Here is a 22,661-nt window from a genome sequence, read left to right on the forward strand (position 1 = left end):
TGAAGAACAGAGAGGGGATTTTTAACCGTTCGTTCGGCTGAAAACACTCGAATCCGAGCCGCGATAAGTTTCTATATTAATAATAACACAAGGGGCTCAGAACCCGATATCACGTAAACAAACTAAAATTCGACTCTAAGAAGAAATATTCGCTAAAAAGCCTCCAAGTCTCGTAGCGACTTGGAGGCTTGAGAAAAAACAAACAGCGACGAATTAAGCTTCTCGACGACGAAGCATAACATAGCTCAAGCCAAGCATGCCAGCGAGCAGGGCATAGCTGCTAGGCTCGGGAATCACAGTGAAGCTGTAATCCAGATACCGGACGCCCCAGCTATTTGACCCAGGGTTGGCAGAAGAAACGATGAGTGTGGTTTCAGAAAGACCAGCGTAGTTAGTGGAAGTACCGGTATAGTTCTCAACCAATCCTGTGCCAGTTCCCACGACACTCAAAGCTTCACTAGCGCCGGACGACTGCGCCGTAAAATCACTGAAACCATCAAAGGTCCCAGTATAACCAGCGACATCGACTGAAATATTTTCGACAGTGAAGATTAACGTTTCACCGCTAGCCATATTGTTTCCTACACCGAACAGATCCCAAGTTCCACTAACAGCTTCACCCACATCGGCATCGCTACCGTCAAGTGCGACTTCGCCACTGGTGCCAGTCCCATATGAAATTAGTGATGAGCTGACGGTGTTTCCAGACATGCCCGATACCCGGACGGTATAAGACAGCGTGTCGTTGGAGAAATCCCCGTCATAATCCGCACCAGTGTAGCTGATATTTATTAGGTAATCGCCACCTGTGAGCGATCTCACCACAGTCAAGTCGGCCTTAGATCCGCCAACGTTTAAGTTGTTGGCGCCAGTCCCACTTGAATTATCCAGGTCAGCAAACGAAATGGTCGCCGCCTGTGCAGCACCTGCCAGCAGCATGCCTGCGCTTAGAGTCAGTAGTGTTCTTTTCATATTATGTGTATGTATTGTAATTATGGGTTAGTTGGATATTGCATAGGATCGTTCGAACATCGCATTCATCACGCTCTATTCATTTCCATTCACTTATTCGCACGAAAGCAGCGGGTTGGGACAGCGGATCGCTTTTTTTTCAAAAAAAGAAAAAAAAGCTAGAGTTTACAGCGGCATGGCCACATCTCTGAGCAGACGTGGCGTCGGCGCTTGCCCCTGGCCTCAGTAATGGAGGCGGCGCGCTGCCCCCCAGCACGATTGGCAGCACAAGTCCGAGGCCTCCATCAGCGAATGGACGCGCGCGTAAGACCCCGCACCGGCATCCGGCGAGCGGATAAGATGCCCTTTGGGTACACGCCACGTTCCTGCCAGTAATTACCGCCTCCCCTACTTTTGATAGACCACTTTGAATGCCTCGTTGGCTTGGATCAGTCGACGCAACTGAGTTTCGGGAAACTGCTCGGGGCGACAGACAATAGTCTTCAGTGCCGGTAAAGAGACTGCCTTATTTAGAACCGCCTCTTGGCACTGGCTCAGATCCAGTGACTCGATCAATAGACCATTTAAATCAGACAATGGAAACCGCCCGTCAAAATCCAGCGTCAAAGAACTAAAGGTTAAAAAGCGCAAGAGACCGCCCCCATACTGACCATTGAGCCGCAGTAGCTGATCGGACCAAAGCGAGAGCGACGAAGATTCGGTATCCAGCGAGAGCGTCAAATGATCTGGTCCACCGTATCGATATTGCAAATACGCTTCAACGACAGCCTCATACCCTTCCCGTCTCTTTCGAGTGACCACATCATAAGCCAATACCCGCTCAAAATATGCACCCAAGCGATTATCGATCTGTCTAGCCTGTTCAAAAAAGTCTACCAATTGTGAGATGGAGGGACGTTTTTTATCTGAAAAGTTAAAGTCCGGAAATGCTTGGGCAAAGAGTATATATTTACCATAGGGGGCGACCGTGCGCACCTCGTTACGACGCTTTAACGCCGCGGTATAATTCAGCTCAACACAATCTGTGGCATAATGTTGGGCATGCGCTTCAATACAGTCAGGATCCTGCTGAAGCGCAGTATTCACCATGAATCGAGTTCGGCGTACTGTGGCGACGGGACGGTCAAAGATGGCTAAGTTTCTCAATTCACGCGCCGAAAGCGCAAGCTGTTTGGCCAGTTCCTGCTTCGCTAGCTGAGCTTGCTCCACGAAAGAGCCATACTCCGAGTCGAGCGTTTCCACTTCAGAAGAAAGCTGCTCAGCACGCCCTCGTTCCGCCGCAATGGCCAACTTATGCCGCGCAATACCTTGAACAAAAAGCACACTCGTCACCCCGATCACTAACAATGCGACCACAACAATAGCGACAGGCACTCGGTTACGAGCGACAAACAATCGAGCTTCACGGAAAAAACCAGGCTGTTCGGCAAGAGTGGCAAAACCAGCCAGGTAGTTCTGAATGTCCTGCTGCAATTCACTGACCGACTGATAGCGCTGAGCAGGGTCCTTCGCAGTCGCCTTCAACACAACGGCTTCCAAGCCTGCTGGAATGCTGCGCTCAGGAAACTCCAAGCGAAGCGAGGGCACTTGAGTTTCGACGGTTTTAGCTAGAACGATTTCGCGCTCCCCGATAAAGGGCGGCTGCCCTGTGAGCATACAATGCAGCAAGCAGCCCAAGGCATATACATCCGTGCGATGGTCTTTAGGCAAGCCAGCAACCACCTGCTCCGGTGCCATGTAGCCGGGGCTCCCTTTGATCTGCCCGGTCAACGTCATGTCGCCCCAAATGTGAACCGGTGGTTCAGCTCCATCCTCCTCAAATTCCGCCTCTTCCAGGAGTTTCCCCAGCCCCCAGTCACATACCAACACTTCACCGAAATCATCGACCTGAATATTATCGGGCTTTAAATCCAGATGTAAAACGCCTCGGGAATGCGCATAGGCGATAGCATCGCAGACCTTCCCCAAAATCTGTAGCTGCGTATGTAAATGACTGCTCCCCGTGCCCTGAATCGTATCCGCAAACGTCGTCTTGCCCTTCAAGTCCATAGTGAAGAACGGCCGCCCGTCATCCCAAACGCCCATATTTTGCACCTTAATAATATTAGGATGCGTGAGCGTCGCGACTAACCGAGCCTCGCGGATGAACAAATCATAAAAGTCCGGTCCGCGATCGGGACGTAGGCGCGCCATGGCCACCCAACGACGTAGATGTTCATCATAAATACGATAGACTTCTTTAACGGAGCCCTCTCCAATCAGTGACTCATCGCGGTAACGAACCTCGACTGCGGCTAATTCCGAATAGGCCGGACACAAGCCCTCCAGTCCGTGCAGCTCTAAATCGTGCGCCTCACTGAAAATGGCACTCAAGCGCTGATCCGGAACATAGTTGTCCGAAAAATCCGTCTCCCCGCCCGAAGCTGGCTTGCGCTTTTTATCTTCCGAACTCACGGCTCCAATTCCTCCGTCAGCGATCGAACTTCTAAGAGCAAACGTTGTTTCACACGTTTACGCAGCGTATAGACCGAAGACACAGTCAATCCTGTCGCCTCGGAAATCTCTGCCGCAGTAAAGCCATCCAGCCCCATTTCGAAAGCCTGAATCGCCTGACCTTTAAATACCTTACGCACACGAGCCATTGCCTGATTCGCCAGATAGGTCGTCCATTCACGCTCGATCCACTGCCCCACCTCGGCAGGCTGCTCTAGTTCTTTGAGCGAATCATCCTCCAGCGTGCAATCGCTGGTCGGTCGTGACTGCTGCTTACGAAAATAAGAAACTGCGGTGTTACGAATCACAGTGCTCAACCAGTGACGAAAACTGGACTTCGCCCGGTCGTAGCTTTTCAAACTTCGGGTCAAGCCAATAAGAACCTGCTGCGTGACATCCGGCAAGTCATTGTCAGAAACGCCGATTTCACGTAGGATATAACGTATAAAACGCTCATAATTCGCAAACAACCGCTCCCATGCCGCGTCATCGCTCGTATCACACGCACGATGAATGAGGGTATAGCTGGTCTTAGGATAATCGGACATGAATCAATGCGAGGTTCAGAAAACAAGCCACAACTATCAAACATGCCTCTCGACCACTCAATAGGCAAGACGCTTCCCCCGTTACCTCGTGGTCTCCAGCCATCGATCCAAGGCTTTCTCCAGCGCCTTCACTTTCTCGGGATACTGTTTGGCCAAATTCGTCTGCTCGCCTAGATCATTCGCGAGATTGTAGAGCTCCGTGGGCTCGTCGCTCTGAAAGCGGATCAGCTTCCAGTCCCCGCTCAGGATTGCGTCGGAAGGCTGATGCCCGCTGCCATGCACATGCGGATAAGTCCACATGAGTGCTCGATCTTCTGTCGCCTCGCCCAGCTCCCCATGCAAGAGCGGCAGCAAAGACTGCCCATCCAAATGTTGCTCGGGCTGGAGCGGTAGTCCGGCCAATTCCAACAGGGTCGGATACATATCCATAGTGATGATTTTGGCTTCACTGGTGGCAGGCTGAATGTGGCCCTGCCAGCTGATAATTGTCGGAATACGAATGCCTCCCTCATAAGTCCAGGCCTTGCCAGAACGCAGGGGCGCGTTACTGGTCGGGCTCACCATACGCTTACGATGCGCAAGCCCGCCATTGTCCGAAGTAAAGAGAATGATCGTATTTTCCAGAAGCCCTTTGGCCTCCAAATGCTCGATCACACGGCCAATATTCCAGTCCAAATTCTCCATCATGGCAGCATAAGCCGGATCCCCCTGCTGCCCTCTAGCAAGCGTATTGTATTTCTCCTCTATCATCTGAGGCGCCCCCTCGCCCAGCATCACGCGCTGCTTAGCTTCATATTTTTTGACGAGAGGCTCCGGCGCTTGTATGGGCGTGTGCACGGCATAATGCGACAGGCATAAGAAGAACGGCTGGTCCTGCGACCCCGCGCCGACGGCTGTGCTGCTTTGATCGATAAACTCGATTGCTTTGTCAGTCAGTGCATCGGTCAAGTAGTCTCCCGGCTTGTAGCCCTTCAGGTCCGGCACATTTGAGGGACGCCGCCCTTTTCCGAATGGATAGAAAAACGAGGCGGGCTGCCCGGCTCGATTCACTGCCGCAGTGTATGCAAATCCCTGATACTTCGGCTGCACCGCATCTGTCTTCCCCAAGTGCCACTTCCCAATATAGCCGGTGCGGTAGCCTGCTTCTTGAAAGGCTTCTCCAATGGTGAACTCCGACAGGTCCAAACTCGGGCTATCCCCGCTAATCCACTGAGTAATCCCGACTCGCTGCGGGGCCTTGCCCGTCATCAATGCTGCCCGCGTCGGCGAACACACCGGATTGGCGGCATAGGATCGTTTAAAATTCACGCCCTCCGCCGCCAAGGCGTCAATATGCGGCGTCTCATGAAAGCTCGATCCATTCACCCCGATGTCGGTCCAGCCGAGGTCATCAATAAAAAAGATCAAGACATTGGGCGCGGTCGCCTGCGCAGAAAGCGCACTGCCGAGCAGCAGCAAAATTGAAAGAATGCGAGTTTGAAAGGAACGAGGGATCATCTTTTTATTCTAATTTTCGAGCACCGAGCTGGGCGGTAGCGGCACATCGTTTTGTATTCTCCAGGCCACCAGTTCACCGAGTAGTTGCTGTGCTTTCTCGGGATGACTCTTGGCCAAGTCCCGGCTCTCTTTGAGGTCCGCCTCGGTGTCATACAACTCGATGCGGCCATCCTTGAGATACTGGATCAGCTTCCACTTGCCCTTGCGAATGATCGAACACGGGGGATCTTTATAAGTGCTGGCGATGTGCCAAAAGAGCGGACGTTCCGCGAGCGCTTGCCCGCGCATCAAAGGCAGCCAGCTGTCCCCATCCAAGGTGCCAGTGTAATCATCGACCCCGGCCAACTCGATGAAGGTGGGAAACAGGTCGAGGCCTTGCACCGGCGTCGCATCACGCCGGGCCTGAACGACTCCGGGCCAATTCACCAGCGCGGGCACCCGTAAGCCGCCGTCGTAAATATTGCCCTTGGCCCCACGTAAATTCTGGTTGCTGCTTTGCATGCCGTTGAAGCCGTTGTCGGAGGTAAAAACAATCACCGTGTTTTCCCGCAGCCCGGCCTGATCGAGATAGTCCAGGATGCGTTGCACATTGTCGTCGATCGACTTAATCATGGTTGCATAGGCGGCCACTTCGCGTTTCTTTTTCTTTGGTCCCATCCCCTGCCCCGTGTCGGGATCGCCGGCTTTTTCCATAAAGTGAGCCATGAGCGCTTCGCTGCGTGGCACCGAAGGGCGGTGCGGGGCATAGAAGTGCAGATTCACAAAGAATGGCTCGTCTTGATGACGCTGCATAAAGTCAATCGCGTCGTCGGTCAGGCGGTCGGTCAGCCAGGCATCGTCTGCTTTGTCTGCAATAAATGGATTCTTAAACGGTGCCACATAGCCACCGCCGGGCGCGTTGTAGCCTTTAGCATAGCCCCGGGCCGGATCGCCCCACCAAGTGCCGCCGACATTCTCGTGGAAGCCGCGGCCAATGGGATAATATTTCTGAATTTCGGGGGTCTGGTGTTTCGCCAACCAGCTCAAGTCACCGTTCCCCGGCTGGCCTAACTTCTTATCAAAAGGATAGCCGGTTTCGCCTTCCGGGTTCGGACCGACGATGTGCCACTTACCAAGATGAATCAGTTTATAACCGGCCTCGCGTAGTGGCTGAGAAAATACCGGGTGTTCTTCCCCCACCGTCCATTTGGAAAAGATATTATCACGACTATTGCCCTTCTCCAAAACCGGCACCGTGTAACAATCCGTGCGAAAGGACTGCTGCCCGGTTAAAATCGCCGCCCGTGAGGGCGAGCAGGTCGGATACATAAATGCATTTTCCAGCACCAGACTGTCCGCCGCCAATGTGTCCAAGCTCGGGGTCTCCATATACTGACTCCCCATAAAGCCCACATCCTGCCAGCCGAGGTCATCGGCTAAAATGAAGATAATGTTCGGCTGCTTGGCAGCAAAGGCTGAAGCAGCAACTAGCAGGCTCGCAAGAAGCGAGAGCGCGTTTCGAATGGGGTTCATGGTCGAAGCAAAGAGTGGCAGTGATTATTGGGGGCGAATCCACATGCAGTGGCCACCGCCGGGTGCGATGTGAGCAGCAATGGTGTCGCCCTGCTTCACCGTCATCTTACGAATTTGATACAGCTCGCGCTTGGTCTCAACGGGGTCAAAAGCGATCTTCTTCTTTCTGGCATCCGCTTGATTCCAGCCTCCGGGAAAAGCGTAATGGCTCTCAGCCGTGTCTTCATACAAAGTAATATCGTAGCTCACTCCCGGGCTGAGGAAATCGAGGCTCAAGTCCATCTCACGGCCGGACTCATCCGCCACCGCAGCCACCATCCAAGTATCACCGGAGCGACGGGCCATGGTCAGGTGCTTTCCGATCTCCATTTCAAGCACCTGGGTCTCGTCCCAAGTCATCGGGAGTTGCTTGATAAACTCAAAGAGGTCCATCTTGCGATTATAGGCGTCCGGCATATCGGGCAGCGTCAAAATACCGCTGTAGAAGATCAGACACTGAGCCACTTGCGACACCACGGTGCTGGGGATCTGCTTATGCACCTTGTCGCGTGCAATGGACTGATCCATATCGAAGAGTCCACAACTGCGGTCCACTGGGCCGCCAAGATTGTGCACCACGGGAAAAACAGAAAGCTCGGAAGGCGTCGCCGGCACACGATTGGCCGCATCCAGCATGCTGTTGACATACTCGTTGGACATGTAATGCGGGTAAGTGCGCGTCAGGCCGGTGGGCTTGTTCGGCTCGTGCAGATTATACATGATTTCGTATTCCGCACACTTCTCCAGCACCTTTACGCTGAAGGCATTTTTGGTCTGATTGCCACCACCGAGGAAGCCGTGCTTGATCCCAACAATCCCCCACTGCTGGTATTGAGCAAAGGTGCGGTCCATATCGAAATTCTTGAGCGCTTTGTCATTAATATAGAGCCAAATACCCACGCCCTTCTCTTTGGCATAACTGGCAACTTTCGGCATATCGACTTCGTGTTCATAGGTAGCGGGGTCCGACTTTGGGTCGCGCTCGGGGCCATACCATTCCGCATCGATGATCAGGAAGGGCAAACCGTTTTCATGGGCAAAATCAATGTAGCGGATGTAGCTCTCGGTGTTGATTCCATACACGAAACCATCGTCCGCCACGCCGCCATGATTGCGCCAATCCCAGAGACTCACACCGGTTTTTATCCAACTGGTATCCGCCAGTTTGTTTGGCTCATTTAAATTTAAAATCATCGAAGACACCACCAAGTCCCCGGGCTTTGCAGCAATCAATACCGTGCGCCAGGGGCTGACCGACGCAGCAGCGTCACGCATCGAACCGTTGTAGCGCAGTGTACGATCATCCTTGGCAATCGAAAGGTTAGCGTCGGAAGAATTCACGACTGCTGCCTCATGTAGCGAGATATAAACGTCCTCAGCCAGTCGCGCGGTGAACGGCGTGCGGCAAAACTTACCCAGCTTCCCGAAAGGCACCGCATTAAAGAGCGTAGTCGAGGTTTTGGCATACCAAGCGACTGGCGCTTGAGCCAGCACAGAGACCTCGGACAGTTCCCGTTGCCAGTTTACATTGCTCAGCCCCAACTGTTCCGGAAACACATAGCGAAAAGCGATCCCGTCGTCATAGGCACGCAAGATCACCTGCATCGTGCGCTTCGGCGCGTCGACTTCGCGCAGGTGCAGCGTCAACTCATTGTAATGGTCGCGATACTCATTGAATTGCCCCCAGACCGGCTGCCAAGTGCTATCGTGCGTGCGGGTTTCAGTATCGGTCAGCTCCAGGCTTCCGGAAAAGGCGCCTCCCGCCAGCTCCACACCTAAGCGCGATTTAGCAATGACCGGCTGCCCCTTGAAAGCGACCGAATAAGCCACTTGCCCATCGGCCGAGTGCGTCCTTAGCTGGATACTCTCATCCGGCGAAGAAATAGACGCCGCAGTCGCAGCAAGGAGAGGGCAAAGAAAAGCAGCGCTTAAGATTTGGATAAAACGATTATAATTCATAGGGATATATGCTTTCATAATATAGTTAACTGAACCGTTTGCGTCTATCACTTGTATAAGTGATAAATATACGAACCAACGCCTACGCGAAACATTTGATCGCGCCTCCACCGACACAAAGCAGACTTTCAGAGACATTCCTACACGAATATCCCGCCCAAGATGAAAACCGGCAAAGACATACCCGCTCACATCTACTCTCAAACATCTGAAAGTATCCGGCAGGCTTTTGGAAAGCCGTTTCAGTCGCTCGGTCCGCAATTCCCCTTTCTGCTGCTTCGTTTCGAACAGACGGATTCCGATTCGCAGGCGGAGTATGCGCACCGCCATGATTATTACGAATTGCTTTACATCGAGGAGGGCCAAGGCCAGCACTTCATCGACTTCGAAAGCTATCCGGTTCAAGCCAACACTTTTTATTTCCTATCGAAAGATCAGGTCCACTTCTGGGAGCTGACGCGCCCGCTGAGAGGCTACGCCCTACTCTTTCCAGAAGACTTTCTATCCTTCCCACTCTCCGATGTGGTCCGCAGCCATGACTCCGGCTTCTTTCACAAGGTCGCCCAAGCGCCCTATTTAAATCTCGATGACACGTCCGCCCGAGACATCACCGCGTTACTCAAAGGAATGGAGGAGGAGTTCTATGATGAGCATGCCCAAAGCCTGACGGCCCTGCGGGCATATTTTCATATCCTGCTGACCAAACTCGGCCGTTTGCATGCGGCCATCCACACGGATTCCGACAACTCGCACCACTCCTCCATCGTGAAGCAGTTCGAGCAACTGGTCGCCCAACATTATCGGACCGAGCATTCGGTCAAGGACTACGCCAAGCGGCTCGGAGTCAGTAGCAGCCATTTGCGCGACACAGTCAAAGCCGTCACCGGACAGGCCCCTGGTCACATCATCCGCCAAAGACTGGCCCTTGAAGCCAAACGCAGGCTCGCCCATGAAGATGCCACCATTGCGGAGATCGGCTATCGCCTGAACTTCGAGGATGCCTCCTACTTTGCCAGATTCTTCAAGCGCGAAACCGGCCTCAGCCCTCAGGCATTTCGTCAACAATTTCTCGAAAAATACCACGTTTCCGACTAAATTAGTCGAATTCCCAAGAGTCACCCGCGAAAAATACCAGACTATCCACGTCGAGTCTCTTCACAAGTTTCCCCTTTTGGGTTAAGGTATGGGCTCACAACGACCCACACCAAGCCAAACCAGGAAACCATCATGAAGACTGTAAAACTCACCCACGCACTACTCGCCGCGACCTGCCTCAGCGCCGGAGCGATCTACGCGGACACACAAGTCGAGCCGGAACACGCCTTGCACATGCTCCACACGCAGGACGCTCAGTTCGAGAAGCAGATCATACAAGTCGCCGACAACGTCTACACCGCAGTCGGCTATCACGGGGCCAATACCTCCATGATCGTCGGCAACGACGGCGTGATCATCGTCGACACCCTGATGTCACCCACCAGCGCGGCGGAAGCCATGCAAGCCTTTCGCAAATACAGCGACAAGCCGGTCAAAGCCATTCTCTACACGCACAGTCACAGCGACCACATCGGCGGGGCCAACGGCTTCGTCGGCGACACCATGCCAGCCATCTATGCCACCGAAAGCTTCGGTTCGGCTGAAGGGGTCAATCAAGTCGTCGACCCCGTGAAGATGAAGCGAAACATTCGCCAATTCGGTCGGGATCTCACCGGGGAGGAAGTGACCAACCGCGGCGTCGCTCCGGCCAACACCACCGACCACGATCGCATGCAAGGCTTTTTGCCACCCACCATCCGTATCGAACAGGATGGCTACCAGGCGACCATTGCAGGCATCGAGCTGGAGTTCTACTTCGCCCCCGGCGAGACCGACGACGCCATGTTCATCTGGCTCCCCAAAGAGAAGGTGCTGTTCACCGGCGATAATTTCTACAGCTCCTTTCCCAACTTGTATGCCATCCGTGGCACCGCCTACCGCGACGTGCTCAAATGGTCCGAAAGCGTCGCCAAAATGGCCGCCTTCGAGCCAGACTACGTTGTGCCGGGACACACCATGCCCATCCTCGACAAGGCCATCGCCACGACCGCGCTCAGCCACTACAGCGAAGCAATCCGTAGCATCTACGATCAAACCGTCGATGGAATCAATGCCGGCAAGAGCCCCGAGCTGATCGCCCACGAAGTCCACCTGCCCGACCACTTGCAGGACAAGCCTTACCTAATCGAATTCTACGGCACCGTGCCACATGCGGTCCGCGCCATCTATGTCGGACTCTTGGGATGGTTCGACGGCAATCCCACCACTTTGAATCCACTAGAGCCCAAGGTCCAAGCAGAGAAGATCGCTCAACTCGCAGGCGGCACCGAAGCGCTCATCAAACAAATGAACGCAGCCTTGGAAGCCGAAGACTACCAATGGGCCCTCGAGCTCGCCGATCATGTTAAATGGCTCCCAGACGCCGACCGCTCACAGGCTCGCCAAGTCAAGATCCAAGCCCTCCGCGCCCTCGCCGCCAGAGAATACAACGCGCCGAATCGTAACTACTACCTAAGCTACGCCAACGAACTTGAATCCGGCAAACTCAGCACAATATGGTTCTAAGCGATGAGATAAAATGAGCAAGACGCCCTAAAATCCGAGCGACCAAAGGACTACAACAAACCTGTGCTTGCTCCAGCAAGAGGGCAGTTCCGTCTCGAATGAATAATTGCTTCAGGCATTCAATCCTTTGGGCGCCATGTGCTGACTGCGCCACTGACCGGGTGGCACGCCGGTCGCCGTAGTAAACACTCGGTAAAAGTAACGCACATCCTCGTAGCCAACATGCGCGGCGATGCTCTATCAAAACGAAAACAAATACGAACAAGAGATGCTCGAGCGTTTGCGGCATCCCCCCCTGACATCTCCTGGCTCGCCGCCGTCATCTGTGCCATGTGGAACGAGCCGCAGGCCGAAACGCGCTGCTACAGGCGATCCATACCAAGGAAACGGGCATCGAAGCACCTGCGCTGTCACGCGGCTCCTTCAATCAACACATCGACGTGCCCAACTACTTTCCCGAGATGAATCAAGCCATCGTCGACGCCTACGATGCAGGAAAGCTCTTTTCAGAAAACGCCACCCCCTGGGCCATGCCCGCGCAGTCAATTGATCTGACAAGCCTTCAAACATGAAAGAAGGCACTCGACCACAATAGAATCTGAAAAAAGTAGTCAAAGCAGGCTTGAAGGAATCACAGTCCACCACACCCAGATCCTCCGGGATACGCATACCGATGCGATGCGCATATTGATAGATGGCAGCCGCGTTCCAGGGCGGCGTCGATGTGCAAGGCTATTTCCTCTGATCCTTCATGGACAACTTCGAATGGGGCGAAGGCTACGGTATCCGTTTTGGCATTACCCACATGGACTACCAGACACTGAAACGAACTCCGAAATTAAGTGCCTATTGGTATTTTAAAGTCATCAGTCAAAATGCACTCTATCCAAGCCCGGCAGATGATCTAAAATCCAATTACCAGCAGAACGCTCTGCAAGCGTCCGTTTCTTAGGCTCGAACCGGATTCAGGCGTAAGTTGAGTTCAGAGCTTGAAAGCAACAGGAGGGCGAACGTCTCCGTGAGCCGCGAGACGGCGTGACACGCATCCTTCTCGCTAATCCAAGAAAATTGCATAAAAATACTCTCCAGTACCCAAGCCTAACTGAGTCCAAACTTTTGTTCCGAAGAATTATCCCCTTTGAATTTCTTCCAACAACTGAGTCAAACGTTCCACGACTTCAGGGTATTGATCATAAACATTGTTCGATTCAGAAATGTCCTGCTCAAGATCGTATAATTGAATTTTGGGTAGCTTCTCGATGCCGGGCTTGGGCGGCCCCATACTCCCGGCCCCTGCGCCTAAAATCAACTTCCACTTTCCTTGTCGGATGGCAAAGAGACCATCAAATGAATGATGCACCGTAGACTCACGCAGAGCCTGATTCGTGGTCTGCCCCAGCATGGCGGGTAAAACATTGACACTATCTTCACCGGCTCCGACTGGCAACGGTTGACCTATAATCGCCGCGCAAGTGGCGAGCAGATCGGTCAGACAGGTGGTCTCGTCAGATTGGCTACCGGCCGCCACGACGCCAGGCCAACGCAACAAATAAGGCACCCGGTGGCCTCCTTCATGAATGTCTCCTTTTTTCCCACGATAGATATAACTGGATTGGTGCCCTTTGACCTGATGCGGTTTATAGTTCACAGGAAGCAGCGAACCATTATCCGAGGTAAAAATGACAATGGTATCATCCGATAAACCGCTTGCTTCCAAAGCCTCAAAAATGGCACCGACGGCGGCGTCCGTTTGTAGACAAAAGTCTGCATACGGACTTAAATCGCTCTGCCCCTGAAACGCTTCGGAAGGAACGATTGGTTGGTGCGGCGAAGTCAGCGGTAAATATAGAAAAAACGGCTGATCCTTCGTCTGCTGGTGAATGTACTCGACTGATTTATCGACGATCATTGGCAGCGCATCCACCGCTTCAAAGTCCTCGTGCGCAATCCCTGCCTTACTCTTTCGTCCTCGGGTATCGAAATTCTTAGTTGTGGTGCATTCTCCCACAAAGCGATCATCTTCAATATAGATGTAAGGGTCCATATTGAGGGAAGCGGATATACCGAAGAAATGATCAAAGCCATTATCAACAGGACCATTCTCGATCACTCCATTCCAATCTGTATTCTTCGCTGAAGCTGGTTTTCCATCTGTGCTGGGGAAATCCATCCCGATGTGCCACTTACCGATGCAGGCCGTGCGGTAGCCGTTCGACCTCAAATAGGAGGCCACGGTCACACGGTCATTTTCGATAAGGTGTGGGTCATAACCATACAAGACCCCAGACTTCAGTCGCGTGCGCCAAGAGTAGCGCCCTGTTAGAATGCCATACCGGGTCGGCGTACAGACAGCGGATCCACTATGCGCATCGGTGAAATGCATGCCCTCCGCAGCCAAACGATCAATATTCGGAGTCTGAATTTTCGAATCGGGATTGAGCGCACTCACATCTCCATAGCCCATATCATCCGCCAGAATGTAGACGATATTCGGGCTCGTTTTCGCATGTAAGGAAACTGCCATGCAGCACAGCATAGCTGCGAGCCCTCGTGAGCGCCATGGCTTCATCCAGTCACATAGTGTATTTTTCATGATCATTGCTTCCAAATTAATTTTCATTGATTGACCGTCGCGAATTCGCCCAATGGACGCTCCATTTTAGCGAATGATGGTTCCAGCAATTCGGCACAGGCCATGGCCTGTGCCGAATTGCAAGGCTGGGATCAGTAGTGAAAAGTAGCGGGGCATATTCAATGGTATTTCCATACATATTAACTCCAACCCAAGACTATATCTTACGCTATTTCTTCAAAAAAGAACTGCGATTTTCATCCATCACTAGAGCAATCTTCAGAAGTTTGCTGAGATATGAACGGATGATTATTCGTTTAAGTGTAGCGGACTCGCAACGTGTCCGGGCGTAGCTTTAGCGAAGACTGAAGCGATTTCGAGTTGCGGCAGTGCTACACCCGTCAGTCTAAACGACTTCGCCGATCCGCTACACTCGCAAAAACAAACTTGGGCAGCACACCACGAACCACACCGATGTCGACTGCCTTACCATCCAGGTATCACCTACGAGTGCTTCCTACGATTGCACATCACGAAAAGCAGTGCACACGATGCTGCCAGCAAACTGAAAGTCTGAGGCTCAGGAATCGAGCGCACTTGCACCGCGTTGACGTGCCAATTCGAATCTACGTCAAAAGTAAATGATTGAGTGGCGGCATCGGCCGTAAAGGTGCCAATCACATATTGACCAAGCCCCCCAGCCGTATCGCGGTCAGTATAGAGCATAGAAACACCCTCCGCACCCGCGATAGTCAGCGCGTTTCCCTCTTTGCCACTACGCGCATCTTGCGCCCAAATTTGAATTTGATATTCTTGATTGATACTCAGCCCACCAATAGTAAACGCCTCTGCGGTGCTCCCCGAATCGTCCCACAGGCCAGACCCCAACAAATTTTGATAATTGGGCGACAGGGCATTAAAGGGCGAAACGTCCTCAGCATAAGCCGCATCAGCATTCTTAGTGACATCATAGCTCAATGCCGCACCGTAAGTATCGGAATCCCTCATATTCGCATTATTACCTCCGCCGGCAAACGTCACGTCGTTGACGACAATTGAAGCAAAACCCGTATTAAAGCTAGCAGCTACGACTAGCGAGCCATCGGTCGACACATCGGAATCTCCGGTAATATTCGTGGCGCTCCCCCAAGTGATCTCGGCGGCATGAGACCAAGAAGCAAGTAGGACGGGTGCTAGACTTAGAAACGGGAGTATTTTCTTATTCATTAGACTGGGATTATTTTGTGTTAGATAAAGACGAGTGTTCTCAACTAATTAACTCCCAAGCTGAGCAAAATCTGACGATAAAACGCAAAAAAAAGCCCCGGAAGAACCGGGGCTTTTGAAAAAACTAAAAAGCTATAACCAATCGACTTAAGCACGACGGCGCGTCACTACGCAAGCCAGCGCCAGCACTCCGGCAATTGCCGCGTAAGCAGATGGCTCAGGGACGGCGCGCAACTGCATCGCATTGACGTGCCAGGTCGTATCAAAAACAAAATCAAATGATTGAGTGTCCGCATCGGCCGTAAAGGTACCAATCACATATTGACCAAGCCCCCCTGCCGAGTTGCTGTTAGTGTAATCCAGGGTAACACCGCCTATACCAGCAATAGTGAGCGCCCCCCCATCCTTGCCATTGCGCGCATCCTGCGCCCAAATTTGAATCTGGTATTCCTGACCATCTTCCAATTCATTGCCCGTCCCACCGAAAGTAAACGTCTTAGTCTGTAAATCCACCTCCGGATCCGTGCCAGTCTCCCACAGGCCAGACTCCAGCAAGTCTTGATAATTCCCGGAGAGGTTACCAAAAGGTGTAGATGTACTTCCAAATGCCGTATTATGACTATTACCGGAACTATAATTCAATGCCGTCCCGTAAGTACTGGAATTGCGAAGATTCGCAAGCGTCCCTCCCCCGGTAAATGTCACGCCGTTGACGTCGATTGAAGAAATAGCCTGATTAAAGCTTGCTGCGACAACGAGCGTGCCGTCGGTCGAGACATCGGAATCTCCGGAAACAGTCGTGGCGCTGCCCCAAGTAATCGTAGCAGCGTGCGACCATGATAAAAGCACAAAAGGTGCAACGGATAGAAGCGGTAGTATTTTATTCATATGGACTGGTTTTGGGTTTTTTAGGTTAAAACAAATATGCTCAACTAATTAACTCCTAAACTGATCGAAATCTGACGAAAAAAATAAAAAAAACATATTTTTTTTTGATGATCGCATGGTTTGTGGGGTTTAAGTGGAGTAGGCAGCATCATCGTATTTGGGAGTCATGAACGCAAGCCATCACACACGGAAATAAAGTTTACGTAACCATAATATTGATAAGCTTTGATTCCACGTAGATCTCAGGAAAGAAGTAGCGGGTTAAATTTCAGGTAAATCCATGGTGAAGATAAATTTACAGAACGGGGGCCAGATCGCTATATTTCATCCTCGCTCAACCAACGAAGTGAGGTGATGACAAATCGGCGTCCGAAGCGCGCATTATCCGCCGTCAAGGTAGCAGTGCGCTCTTCGGCTTCATTTTGTTCGGGCCGTATATAAGAGGGCAAACGCTGCACAGTCGCCTCCAAATAAGCGCGAGCTCCAATGCTGCCATCGACTGCGCTGCCACTGTCCCCGTAGGATCGAATTTTAAAAGTATCGGAGCGGACGGCCATGCGGTGGCCCAACTTAGCCAAAATGAGACCTTGCGTCAGATAGCCGGCATTGCCCGCCGCAGCGTGTCCGAGCAGCGACTCCTTACCTGGTATTTCCACGCTGGAATGTGAGCCATCATAATCCGCCAAAGTCACGCTATAATCATCAAAACCTCGGCTACCAGCAGCATCAAAGTCTCCTTGAATACCGGAAAGGTCGACGGCCGCTTGCAAGGCTCCGGTCGCGCGCTCGGTCTTGAGCACGCTGGAAGTTTCGATTTCAAGTGAAGCATCTTCCTTTGCGGATCGATAATCGATATGGTCCGGCACACGATTCACAAAATGGCTCATCGAAACGAAGGGGCCACGCTTCTTAACTTGATCAACCATGGCGACAGCCAGAGCTTCCAATTCTGCCTCGCTCAATCCCAGAAAACCGTCAAAGACGCCCTCCTGCTCCGAATAATTATTCGTAGCACCGCCCCTTTGAGGCCCCAACGGGCGTGCTGATGCTAAGAAAGCAGTTTGAGGGTGCATGCTATCTTCACTCCCATCAGAGCGGATCACAGACTCGGACAAGCCACTGGCCAAGAAAGCCTGCCATGCAGCAACGGAGGTGGAATTGACGTTAAACACCCCTTCGACCAACAAATTCGTGGCCGAGGATTCGTAAGCAAAAGCATCCAACTCTGAATCCAACTGTAAGCGGTCTTGGCTGAGCAATGAACTGCCGTCGCTGGTATAATTCGACATAAAAAAGGCATCCCATAGCACATCATTCAGCAAATACGACATATCATAGTAAGCCAAGGTATCCCCGCTCGCATTAATTGAAGTTGCCAGTTGATCGAGCCCCATCGCCGGAGGCGCATAGGAACTTCCAATCACATGTGTGGGGCTAGTGCCTTCTGCAAAATTTAGACTTCTTTCGATCAAATCCGCCGCCAAGTCATCCCGACCGTCTCGATCATAGTCGATCGGCTGGCTCAAAAATGCATCTCGAAAAACGCCCAAGCCCACAAATGCGTCGCGAGGTTTGGACACTGATTGAAGCACCCAGCGCCCACTGGATGTGGAGAATCCATTGGAAAATCCGACCGGAAACTCCGGCACTCCCTCATCGTATAGATCCGAACTATACAGGGGATCGGAAAGCGTATTACCATTGATCGTCGCGTCAGGGGGCTCTTGCAGCTCCAAATAGGCTCCCTCGCTAATCAGATATGCATTCCAATCACCATTGGTATCCATATAGCGTGGCAGGCTCACGCGTTGAGCCAACGGTGAAAAGTCAGTCACCACTCGGCGCTTGGCCGCATACGCAGTGCTCGCATAATTCTCCAAAGATTTGAGATACAAACCATGGCCATGCGTTGGAAAGCCGCGCATGGTGCCGTCGCCACCAGGCGCGAACGGAGCGTCCCCCGCACGGGTTAAGTTCGCCAGGTTTCTCACATCATGCACGCTCAAGGCGACCGAACCGGCACCTGGATTCCCCCAAAATCCAACTCCGGACGCGGAACCAAAATGCGACTCATCGGCATATCCGGGTGACTGATCACGCACTTTATAGTGACCATGTGCCAACTTAGAACCGCCGCCAGCCCAAAGAGGCGCAGCCAAGGCTGCCTCCAGCGTCTCCCCCTGCCCCAAAACGAACTGTGCCGCACCGCTCACCGTTTGAAGCAGCCCGACACCTAAAATGCGGGAGGGGTCGACGGGATCTCCACTACCACCGACTGGATCTGTATTGTTAATGGCAATCGGAAAATCCTGATAAAAATAGGCTCCGTAACGAAATCCGGGCCGCATGACATTGCGCACAGGATCCGACCACGAGTTGGGAAACACCAGAGCATCTACCGCCACGGGTGAGAAAACGATCGCCTGCCCCGGCTCAAGGGAGATGCCCTCGCCATCCGCGCCCTCAAGTAGGAAACTCAATGGACGCATCGGATGATCAAAGCCAACAGTCGTATTCGGGGCCCCCGCCCCCGAAATCGTTCCACTCTTGATTTGGCCTTCCGTAAAAAACGCAATATTCTCCACAGTGCTTACGTTTGGATCGGGGTCGCTGTCGTAATCCACCCAGACTCCGGGAGATCGATCATATCGAAAATCCTCAAATGCCTCCGTCGCAGGGTCGGCAAAACGATCATAGCCACTCACCACGTAGCGCCCGGCAGCCAGCGTAACATCGGTAGGATTCCATAACACCACAACCGGCATCACACAGTAGCGGGGGGTCAAATCATCCTTGAGATAAAGGTGATAATGCATTTGCCACTGAGCCACCACCGGCCGCACCCCGGAAACATAGGACGTATGTGGGCTAACATTCTTGCTGCTGCTAAGCTCTCCGGAAGTCGTCGCGTCTTGAAAAAAAGAACGCATCTGCGCCCAGAGCGGACCACCGGGGTCGCCATGCAACAATGATGCTTGCTGCGACGAATGCGTGAACGGAGGAAACATCTGATCGTCATATGGCCCAACACCCCATTCATCCAAGAGTTTCTGAAATTCAGCATCATCACTGAACGCCGCCGTCAGATCGCGCTTCAAACCACCGGCACGCACATCACTCATCACTCCCAGACTCGAAAGAGTCAGATCGTGAAAATAGCGTCGGGCAAATGCACCATTATCCGCATGACCATAGCTGCTGCTGAGCAGAACACTCAAAGAATCATCGCTAGCGAGTTGCGCCCGAATTACCTTGGCTGCTTCGATTTGCGACTCAGTCAAAGAATCCAGCAATGGGGAACCGACATCCGGAGCCGCAAGCACTTCAAGCCCCGCCCCGGTGGGGTTCAACACCTGTAGATTATGATACGTCGTGCCAGTAGAACGCTGACTGCGAACGGAGGCTTTCATCCCCTCGTCGGCGACATACCATGCGTAGTGCCCAAGCCCGTAATTGTTGGCATCTATCGGACGGGAATTGAGGACAACTGCCCCATCTGAATCCGATGCCGAATGCCCGGAGTAAAGTACCACAGCATCGGAGGATGAAAGCGAAAAATTAGACGGAAAGTCAGACGCATCCGCCCCCGCCTCACTGACCAGCCATTGAACCGCAGCTCCACTTTTGATCGCAGCCGGATTGACGCGAGGATCGACATCACCGAAATCCGCAGGATCCGTCGACCAAACACCAGTCAACATTCTACTGGCTTCCGGCACGCTGTCCAGATCAGCACGCGCAGTCACCCGCTGATCGGCACCGAGACTGGCCTGCAACTTCCCTAGAGCCATATGTAGCCCCAAAAGGGCATTCTGCTGAGCCCGATTACGTTCACTCACCAATTGAGTCGCTTTGGATTCGACACGAATCAGTGTCGCCATCGATAAAAGCAAGAGAACAACAAAACCCATCAAGCCCAATGCGAGAACGAGGGCAAAGCCCCCGCTCCGCAGTCGCTCATCACGCCCTGGGCTAGTAGAACTTGAAGTGGGTAGAGTCAATTTTAGAAGAATTTAGAGGGGGTAGAACTCGCGACGCCAGGCGCCTTTTCTGGAAAGCGAATTGTAGAGAAATACCAAGCTGCGCGAATCCTGATGAAAAGTCCACGTCCGCTTGTAGTCGAGATTCTCTGGACTCGCTTCGGATCCACTAAAGATCGAAACCTGCACATAGCGACCGTCATAGAGTTCATCCAAGGAGAAGTCAGCTGAATCCAGTGGTTTCAAAGAATAAAGCTTTTGGTTCATGCGCAGTGTGATGGTCTCTGTACTAAGATTATAGACCCGGGTCATTCGAGCTGGCAGACTATGCTCGCTGACATCTAAAGAGATCGCACGAAAACGATTTGTAGCCTCGTCCCACAGCACGATGATTTCAGCACGCTGCGCCCCTGCTGGAATGTCGACTTGTAGGATCGGCTCATACACGGGCTTCCCCTGCTCATCGAGTCCTGTTTTATCGTAGAAAACAATCGGCGACTGGCCACGATACTCAAACGAAGAACTGGTTTTCCCCTTTAGGATGCGTACCTTCTTCATCGTCGAGCGGTCTCCCCCCTCATAGTAAAGCGTCTTCACTGAAATAGCCGTGTTTGTATTCGATGCTCCAGCTTGCTCATGCAACTGCTTGTGCCAGGATCGAATCCGCAAGTCGACGATGAGCGTATCACCAGACTCTGCCGCGAGCAGTAGGACTGAGCTCATCAGCATGAGCATTGGCAGTATACATATATTTTTCATTAGATTATTATTCAGCGCAAAACAGTGCAGTTTTTAGCCGTCATCATCCTCCAGTTTAGCTGCGCGATCCTCGTTTACGGGCAAATCACGATTCAGCTTTGTATACAATGCAATCAGTTCTTTCTTCTTATCCGGCATCTCAGTAGACAAGTCATGATACTCCGAGATATCTTCTTGAACATTATAAAGTGCGCCTGCGTCGAGCCAAGGCTCAGCTTTGGCTCCTAATTGCGTCAAATCCTTGGGCCGGGCAGCATAATCGATCCACTTGTAGTCACCGACGCGTATGGCATTGGCGTTCCGCACCTGTCGGCGAAAAAACAAAACCTCATGAGGATTGCCTTCTTTATCCCCGGTCAAATACGGCATCAAATTAACGCCGTCGATGATGCGATCCCTAGGAACCTCTGCCCCAGCCAATGCAACTGTAGTGGTAAAAATATCCATCGAGCTAACGACGTCTTTCGTATTCACCAAACCCTGAGGCAACACTCCAGGCCAGCTCATCACATAAGGCACACGCACGCCGCCTTCATATTCAGAGCCTTTACCAGAGCGCAAAGGCAAATTGACCCCACCGAGATCATTCGGACGCGCCAAGGCAGCACCGTTATCACTCAAATAAAAGACCAAGGTATCTTCGCGCAGACCTTCCCGGTCCAGTGTCTCCATAATTTCACCGACCCCGTCATCTGCCGCGAGTAGCATGGAAAGATAGGTCAGCCGCAGCAATTCCTGGTCTAAGTCTTTTCCTTTGAATTTACCGAAATCAAAAGCGGGTGCATGATAATAAGGCTGCTGCTTTTTGAGAGTCGTATGCGTGAGCATGCGCTCATAGGCTCCCTGATACTGAGGCGCGTGCTCGACGATACGTTTGACCAGTGGCTCATAAGTCCGGAACGGACTGTGCGGCGCGTTGTATGCGACATACAGAAAGAATGGTTGATCTTTATTGCGCCGAATAAAGGAGACGGCTTCATCGGTATACGCATCTGTAAGGTAGCGCCCGTAATCCCGTGGACTGGCCTCTCCACTTTTCCAGGATGGCGGATCTTCAGTGCGAGTCATGAGGTAATCTTTCTCGGCGGCAAGATCCCCCCAATAGTAATCAAATCCACGTGCGATCGGACGACGCTCTTCTTTTTTGAGCCCAAGTGCCACTTCCCCACGGCACCCGTGACATACCCACTGCCCTTGATCGCTGCGGGAATAATGATTTCCGAGAGCGGCGGCCCAGTGTCGCCGTCATCCATATTTTTGTTGCCCTCCATACCGAAGCGGCTGGAGCTGCGCCCCGTTAAAAGCGAAGCACGTGAGGGTCCGCAAGTGGAGAACGCCACATATCCGTTCCGGAACGCGACACCTTCACTGGCAAGGCGATCGATGCTAGGTGTCAACGCCTCCTCCGACCTGGGAAACCCTTGAAAGCCCGCATCGGCATACCCTTGATCATCCGTAAGAATGACGATGATATTCGGCCGCTGACACTCAGAGTCGGATGCAGCACTTAAAAAGACTGCGCCAAGCATCTGCAGGCCTAAGATCAGCACGGCACGATAGTGAGTCATAACAGGGGTAGCTAAAGAGGAATACAGAGTCACTTAGAAATATAGG

The 22,661-nt window shown here is 52.4% G+C and carries 18 protein-coding genes; 4 read left to right on the plus strand and 14 right to left on the minus strand.

The genetic code is table 11. From position 1 onward, the window contains the following. Nucleotides 1-213 precede the first annotated feature (213 nt). From SH580_RS05025 to SH580_RS05050, 6 genes are all read right to left on the minus strand, one after another. Entirely contained in the window at nt 214-972 is a 759-nt protein-coding gene (locus SH580_RS05025) for a PEP-CTERM sorting domain-containing protein (protein WP_319833918.1), read from the minus strand. Between the two features lie 387 nt (nt 973-1,359). Continuing rightward, entirely contained in the window at nt 1,360-3,426 is a 2,067-nt protein-coding gene (locus SH580_RS05030; RefSeq protein WP_319833919.1) for a serine/threonine-protein kinase, read from the minus strand. After that, the gene (locus tag SH580_RS05035; protein ID WP_319833920.1) at nt 3,423-4,013 is read right to left on the minus strand and encodes an RNA polymerase sigma factor; all 591 of its coding nucleotides are present in this window, start codon (nt 4,011-4,013) and stop codon (nt 3,423-3,425) included. The genes SH580_RS05030 and SH580_RS05035 overlap by 4 nt, the downstream gene beginning before the upstream one ends. Nucleotides 4,014-4,094: 81 nt before the next feature. Then, nucleotides 4,095-5,510, minus strand: a complete 1,416-nt coding sequence (locus tag SH580_RS05040) for a sulfatase (protein ID WP_319833921.1) — start codon at nt 5,508-5,510, stop codon at nt 4,095-4,097. 9 nt (nt 5,511-5,519) lie between these two features. Then, nucleotides 5,520-7,022 carry a sulfatase gene (locus tag SH580_RS05045; RefSeq protein WP_319833922.1) on the minus strand — a complete coding sequence of 501 codons (1,503 nt, stop codon included), beginning with the start codon at nt 7,020-7,022 and terminating at the stop codon, nt 5,520-5,522. Nucleotides 7,023-7,046: 24 nt separating this feature from the next. Further along, nucleotides 7,047-9,038, minus strand: coding sequence for a glycoside hydrolase family 97 protein (locus SH580_RS05050; RefSeq protein WP_319833923.1), 1,992 nt, complete (start codon nt 9,036-9,038; stop codon nt 7,047-7,049). Between the two features lie 144 nt (nt 9,039-9,182). Between SH580_RS05050 and SH580_RS05055 the strand changes: the two genes are divergently transcribed. Then, the gene (locus tag SH580_RS05055) at nt 9,183-10,115 is read left to right on the plus strand and encodes a helix-turn-helix domain-containing protein (RefSeq protein ID WP_319833924.1); all 933 of its coding nucleotides are present in this window, start codon (nt 9,183-9,185) and stop codon (nt 10,113-10,115) included. A 234-nt stretch (nt 10,116-10,349) separates the two neighbouring features. Further along, entirely contained in the window at nt 10,350-11,621 is a 1,272-nt protein-coding gene (locus tag SH580_RS05060; protein ID WP_345786248.1) for an alkyl sulfatase dimerization domain-containing protein, read from the plus strand. 111 nt (nt 11,622-11,732) lie between these two features. Here the strand turns inward: SH580_RS05060 and SH580_RS22130 are convergent, their stop codons facing one another. After that, nucleotides 11,733-11,855 (minus strand): AraC family transcriptional regulator, encoded by a 123-nt coding sequence (locus tag SH580_RS22130; RefSeq protein WP_425607172.1) that lies wholly within the window; start codon nt 11,853-11,855, stop codon nt 11,733-11,735. Nucleotides 11,856-11,953: 98 nt separating this feature from the next. Between SH580_RS22130 and SH580_RS05065 the strand changes: the two genes are divergently transcribed. Continuing rightward, nucleotides 11,954-12,193: a hypothetical protein gene (locus SH580_RS05065; RefSeq protein ID WP_319833926.1), complete on the plus strand. Its 240-nt coding sequence runs from the start codon at nt 11,954-11,956 to the stop codon at nt 12,191-12,193. A gap of 179 nt (nt 12,194-12,372) precedes the next feature. Next, nucleotides 12,373-12,573, plus strand: coding sequence for a family 1 glycosylhydrolase (locus SH580_RS05070; protein WP_319833927.1), 201 nt, complete (start codon nt 12,373-12,375; stop codon nt 12,571-12,573). 177 nt (nt 12,574-12,750) lie between these two features. Here the strand turns inward: SH580_RS05070 and SH580_RS05075 are convergent, their stop codons facing one another. The 7 genes from SH580_RS05075 to SH580_RS05105 form a co-directional block, all read right to left on the minus strand. After that, nucleotides 12,751-14,214: a sulfatase family protein gene (locus SH580_RS05075; RefSeq protein WP_319833928.1), complete on the minus strand. Its 1,464-nt coding sequence runs from the start codon at nt 14,212-14,214 to the stop codon at nt 12,751-12,753. A 483-nt stretch (nt 14,215-14,697) separates the two neighbouring features. Continuing rightward, entirely contained in the window at nt 14,698-15,420 is a 723-nt protein-coding gene (locus SH580_RS05080; protein ID WP_319833929.1) for a hypothetical protein, read from the minus strand. Between the two features lie 147 nt (nt 15,421-15,567). Further along, nucleotides 15,568-16,308 carry a hypothetical protein gene (locus SH580_RS05085; RefSeq protein WP_319833930.1) on the minus strand — a complete coding sequence of 247 codons (741 nt, stop codon included), beginning with the start codon at nt 16,306-16,308 and terminating at the stop codon, nt 15,568-15,570. A gap of 317 nt (nt 16,309-16,625) precedes the next feature. Continuing rightward, a complete protein-coding gene (locus tag SH580_RS05090; RefSeq protein WP_319833931.1) occupies nt 16,626-20,189 on the minus strand; it encodes a hypothetical protein in 3,564 nt (1,187 codons plus the stop codon). A gap of 132 nt (nt 20,190-20,321) precedes the next feature. Next, nucleotides 20,322-21,047 carry a hypothetical protein gene (locus SH580_RS05095; RefSeq protein WP_319833932.1) on the minus strand — a complete coding sequence of 242 codons (726 nt, stop codon included), beginning with the start codon at nt 21,045-21,047 and terminating at the stop codon, nt 20,322-20,324. Nucleotides 21,048-21,080: 33 nt separating this feature from the next. Next, a complete protein-coding gene (locus SH580_RS05100; RefSeq protein ID WP_319833933.1) occupies nt 21,081-22,208 on the minus strand; it encodes a sulfatase-like hydrolase/transferase in 1,128 nt (375 codons plus the stop codon). Next, the gene (locus tag SH580_RS05105) at nt 22,112-22,615 is read right to left on the minus strand and encodes a sulfatase-like hydrolase/transferase (RefSeq protein ID WP_319833934.1); all 504 of its coding nucleotides are present in this window, start codon (nt 22,613-22,615) and stop codon (nt 22,112-22,114) included. The genes SH580_RS05100 and SH580_RS05105 overlap by 97 nt, the downstream gene beginning before the upstream one ends. Nucleotides 22,616-22,661: the final 46 nt, after the last annotated feature.

Source organism: Coraliomargarita algicola, from assembly GCF_033878955.1.
Lineage (GTDB): Bacteria > Verrucomicrobiota > Verrucomicrobiia > Opitutales > Coraliomargaritaceae > Thalassobacterium > Thalassobacterium algicola.